4 protein-coding genes are annotated in these 4,441 nt (G+C 54.5%); all 4 read left to right on the top strand.

Annotated features, from left to right (window positions below):
- Positions 1-1,293 (top strand): trimethylamine methyltransferase family protein (locus tag AC2FNB_RS20430; RefSeq protein ID WP_496748606.1); only part of this gene is annotated, 1,293 nt, incomplete at its 5' end.
- 117 nt (positions 1,294-1,410) lie between these two features.
- Entirely contained in the window at positions 1,411-1,998 is a 588-nt protein-coding gene (locus AC2FNB_RS20425; protein ID WP_480749315.1) for a heme NO-binding domain-containing protein, read from the top strand.
- Positions 1,995-3,005, top strand: a complete 1,011-nt coding sequence (locus AC2FNB_RS20420; RefSeq protein ID WP_480749316.1) for a GGDEF domain-containing protein — start codon at positions 1,995-1,997, stop codon at positions 3,003-3,005. Before AC2FNB_RS20425 ends, AC2FNB_RS20420 begins: the two co-directional genes overlap by 4 nt.
- Positions 3,006-3,192: 187 nt before the next feature.
- Positions 3,193-4,441, top strand: a 1,249-nt coding sequence (locus AC2FNB_RS20415) for a peptidoglycan-binding domain-containing protein (protein WP_496748605.1), incomplete at its 3' end; no start/stop codon positions are given.

Here is a 4,441-nt window from a genome sequence, read left to right as displayed (position 1 = left end):
ATGGGACGCGACTTCGTCATGGAAATGGTCGCAAAGGCGCCGGAACGTTTCACCATTACACCTCGAAATCCAGATCGAACTATTGAGGTTGGTGGCAAGACGATGCTGTTTGGCAATGTCTCATCCCCCCCGAATTACTGGGACATGGAAATTGGCCGGAAGGTTCCCGGCAATCGCGAGATGTGCCGAAACCTCTTGAAACTGACACAGTATTTCAACTGCATCCATTTCGCCGGAGGATATCCGGTCGAACCAGTTGACATTCATGCAAGTGTTCGGCACCTCGATGTGGTCTATGACAAACTGACGATCAGCGACAAGGTAATGCACGCCTATTCACTGGGTAAGGAGCGGGTCGAAGATGTGATGGAAATGGTCCGTATCGCTGGCGGCCTGTCCCATGAGGAATTCGAAGCGTCTCCCCGTTTGTATACCAACATCAATTCCACGTCGCCGCTCAAGCACGACCATCCGATGATCGACGGGTGCTTGCGGCTTGCGCGTCGCGGTCAGGCTATCGTAGTCACACCGTTCACCTTGGCGGGAGCTATGGCCCCAGTCACAATGGCGGGCGCGGTTGCACAATCCCTGGCCGAAGCCTTGTGCGCAATTGCATTGTTCCAATATGTGCGCCCGGGAATACCCTGTGTCATTGGCACATTCACGTCGAATGTCGACATGAAGTCGGGCGCACCTGCCTTTGGCACGCCGGAATACATGCGATCAACCCAGATGACCGGCCAAATGGCCCGCTTCTACAAGCTACCAATGCGGTCTTCGGGCGTTTGTGCGGCCAACGTGCCGGACGGACAGGCGATGTGGGAAACCTCAAACTCGCTATGGGCGGCGGTGCAATCCGGTACGAACATGGTCTACCATGCGGCAGGCTGGCTAGAAGGCGGCCTTATCGCATCGCCAGAAAAATTCATTATGGATTGCGAGATACTGCAGCAAATCCAACGTTACATGCAGCCCGAAATCATGGCGACGGGGCCAGATGAAATTGCCTTGGATGCAATCAAAGCTGTTGGAAATGACGGGCATTTCTTTGGCATCCAGCACACTCAGGATCGGTATGCGACCGCTTTCTACCAGCCGTTCCTGAGCGACTGGAAGAATTTCGAAGGCTGGGAAGCTGCGGGTGGTTTGTGGACGCCCGAGCGTGCCCATCACCTGTTCAAGGAAATCATTGGCAGTTTCGAAGCGCCGCCTATGGATGCCTCGATTCGCGAGGAACTGGCAGAGTTCGTCGCCCGTAGGAAGGCTGAAGGGGGCGCCCCGACCGATTTCTGATCTGCCGCAGGGTTGCCTACAATAGATCAAGTGCCAATGCTTTGGGTTAGTAGGGTTCTTGGCGATTCCTTAACCTTTTCCAACGCAAGTTGTCTCGACAGTGAGTTGAGGTAACAAATGCACGGGTTAATCAACAAGGCGATTCAATCGTTCGTCACCCATAGCTACGGGACAACGCGTTGGATCAACGTGGCCGAAGCGGCAAATCTGGGTTTTGTCGAATTCGAAGCCATGCTGGTGTACCCCGATGAATTAACAAATCGAGTGTTGACGGCGATGTGCCGGGAACTTGGGCGGCCTCAGAACGAAATCCTCGAGGATTTAGGTACATTTCTGGTGTCGGACCCAAATACCGAAGCGCTAAGGCGTCTGTTGCGATTTGGCGGAGTCAACTATGTCGAGTTTCTACATTCTCTGGACGATTTGGAGGATCGGGTCCGGTTGGCCGTTTCTGATCTGGAGCTCCCGGCTTTGGAATTGTGGGAAAACGATCCGGCGGATTATCGTCTGACTTGCCACCGCGGCCTTCCGGGATATGCCTATGTAATGATCGGTGTGCTACGCGCTATGGCTGATGACTATGGTGTCCTGGCGGTGTTTCAACACATGGGCGAGCACGAAAAAGGTGAAATCATCTCCATAAGGTTGATCGAAACCGCTTTTTCCAAAGGTCGGCAGTTTGTCTTGGGAGCGCGGGCGTCGTGATGTGTCAAAAAGATCTGATTGCTCTGCTGGACAAGCTGTGCCCGATGTACGTTCTTTTGGATCAAGACAGCCGAATCTTACGCACCGGTTTGACACTGCAAAAGCTGCGGCCAAGCGAGAAATTTGAAGGAAAGTCGTTTCTTGAACGGTTCGTTTTGGTCAGGCCACGATCCGTGAAATCAATGTCTGGATTGCTGGGTGTTGCCGGGGGAAAACTGCATCTCCGGTTCGACGATGCTCCGAGGACCGTATTCAAGGGATTGATCGTGCCCTTGCCGGAGTCAGGGTTGGCAGTTGTCAACCTGTCCTTTGGAATCTCGATTCCGGATGCCGTTCGCGACTATGATCTTACCAGTTCAGATTTTTCCAGCACGGACATGGCTATAGAGCTGCTGTATCTCGTCGAAGCGAAATCGGCAGCGATGGAGGCATCCAGAACGCTCAACCTTCGCCTTCAGGGCGCCCGAATCGCGGCAGAGGAACAGGCGTATACGGACACTTTGACCGGCCTGAAGAACCGAAGAGCGATGGATCATATCCTGAAACGATACCAAAGTTCGGCGACACCGTTTTCACTAATGCATCTTGATCTGGATTTCTTCAAGGCAATCAACGACACATTGGGACACGCTGCCGGCGACCACGTTCTTCAAAATGTTGCGAGGATTATGGTCGAAGAAACACGGGCGGAAGACACGGTTGCTCGAATTGGAGGTGACGAGTTTGTTCTGATCTTTAGGGAGCTGGTGGATCGGGTCCGGCTTGAAGCCATAGCCAAGAGACTAATTGCACAACTGGAAAAACCGCTACCTTTCGGCGAGCGTATTTGCAGGATATCCGCAAGCATCGGTACGGTGATTTCCCTGCAATTCGAAAGGCCTGACCCCGATCTGTTGCTACACGCCGCCGATTTGGCGCTATACGCCGCCAAACGCGGAGGGCGGGCACATCATCGGTTTTTTTCTGCTGATTTGGCGGAGCCGCTGGCGAGGCTGTCGGAGCGTTGATGAGCTAGTTCTCCGGTGATAAAACGGCCAGACCACTGTGCGCCTTTTCGCCCAACTTTATCTGATGGGTTGAGGCTTTCTTGACAAATAATATGGGGAATGCTCGGCTTGTGCTATAATGAAGCGTATTCAGCGAAACCGGGCGCGAAACCCCTTTGGTGGCCCGGCGAAAAGCGAGGTTATAGTCATGTTTTCAAAGTATCTATGCGCCACAGCGATGGTTGCCAGTGTCGCTTTGGTTCCGGCACGCCAGGCCCAATCTGATGAAGCGGCCGCATTCTTGGGCGGAGCGCTGCTCGGTGGCTTGGTGGTCAACGAAGTGCACAAGAGCAAGCAACGAAAACAACAGCAGGCAAGTCGCTCGACCTATTCGTCTTCGGGCGTTTCCTCTGCACAGCGCCAGCAAAATCGAGAAGTTCAGACCGCGCTGAACTATTTCGGTTACAATGTCGGCGTTGTTGACGGCCAACTTGGCCGACGCAGCCGTGCCGGGATTTCCCAATATCAGGCCGACATGGGCTACAATATCGACGGCTATCTGGACGACTACGAGCAGAATTTTCTGCTGTCGTCATACAATAGGGCGCTTTCCAGCGCGCATGTCGCACCCTACAACCAGATTGTGGCCAGCCAAGGAACTGCAGGTCTGTTGCGCAGCTATCGCAACGAACAGCTTGGCATAGCAACGCCACAGACAGCCACCCAACCGCAATTGGCCGCAGTACCGCAAGCACAGGCTCCGCAGCCGATCGCAGCACCTGTTCTGGGCGGTGAAACAGTGGCCGCACGCGCCGATACGGGCGGCCAACTGCCAACTTTCGGCTTTGCACCAGGCGGAAAATCAGCGAACGAGCTGTGCAATGACATAAGTATTCAGACCGCGTCAAATGGCGGTGCAACGCAGCCCGGAGCGGTCAGCAATACGGAACTTGCTTTGAACGAGCAGTTTTGCCAAGCGCGGATTCAGGCCATTGCCGATGCGTCAAAGCTGGAAGAGGCCATCCCCAATATGACGGCACCCCAGATTGAGGCGCAATGCCAGCAGCTAACCGATGCGATAGCGCCGAAAATTGTCGGAATAGATTCGCAATCCCCTGATCAAGTCATTGCGGACGCTTCGGCAGTTTTGACTCAATCGGGAAACTCGGTCGATCAACTCGCATCCGGCGGAAAGGTATGTTTGGGTGTCGGATATCGTACGGACGATGCTGAAATGGCGTTGGCGTCGGCGGTGTTGCTCGTGGCGGCGGGGCAAAAGGGCTATGCCGAAATTGTCAGCCATCAACTGCGTGAGGGCATCGGAGTTGCCAAGGCTGCGGGATCGCAACCGCAGGAGTGGATGCAAATGGCGATAAGCGCAGCAGACTCCGGTTCTCCGGTACTTGGACAAACCCCGCAACGTGTGGCGGTTCTTTCCGAAGCAACGGGCGGCGGCG

This window comes from Ruegeria sp. BHSB058, assembly GCF_059613285.1.
This window is presented reverse-complemented; position numbering and strand designations above follow the sequence as displayed.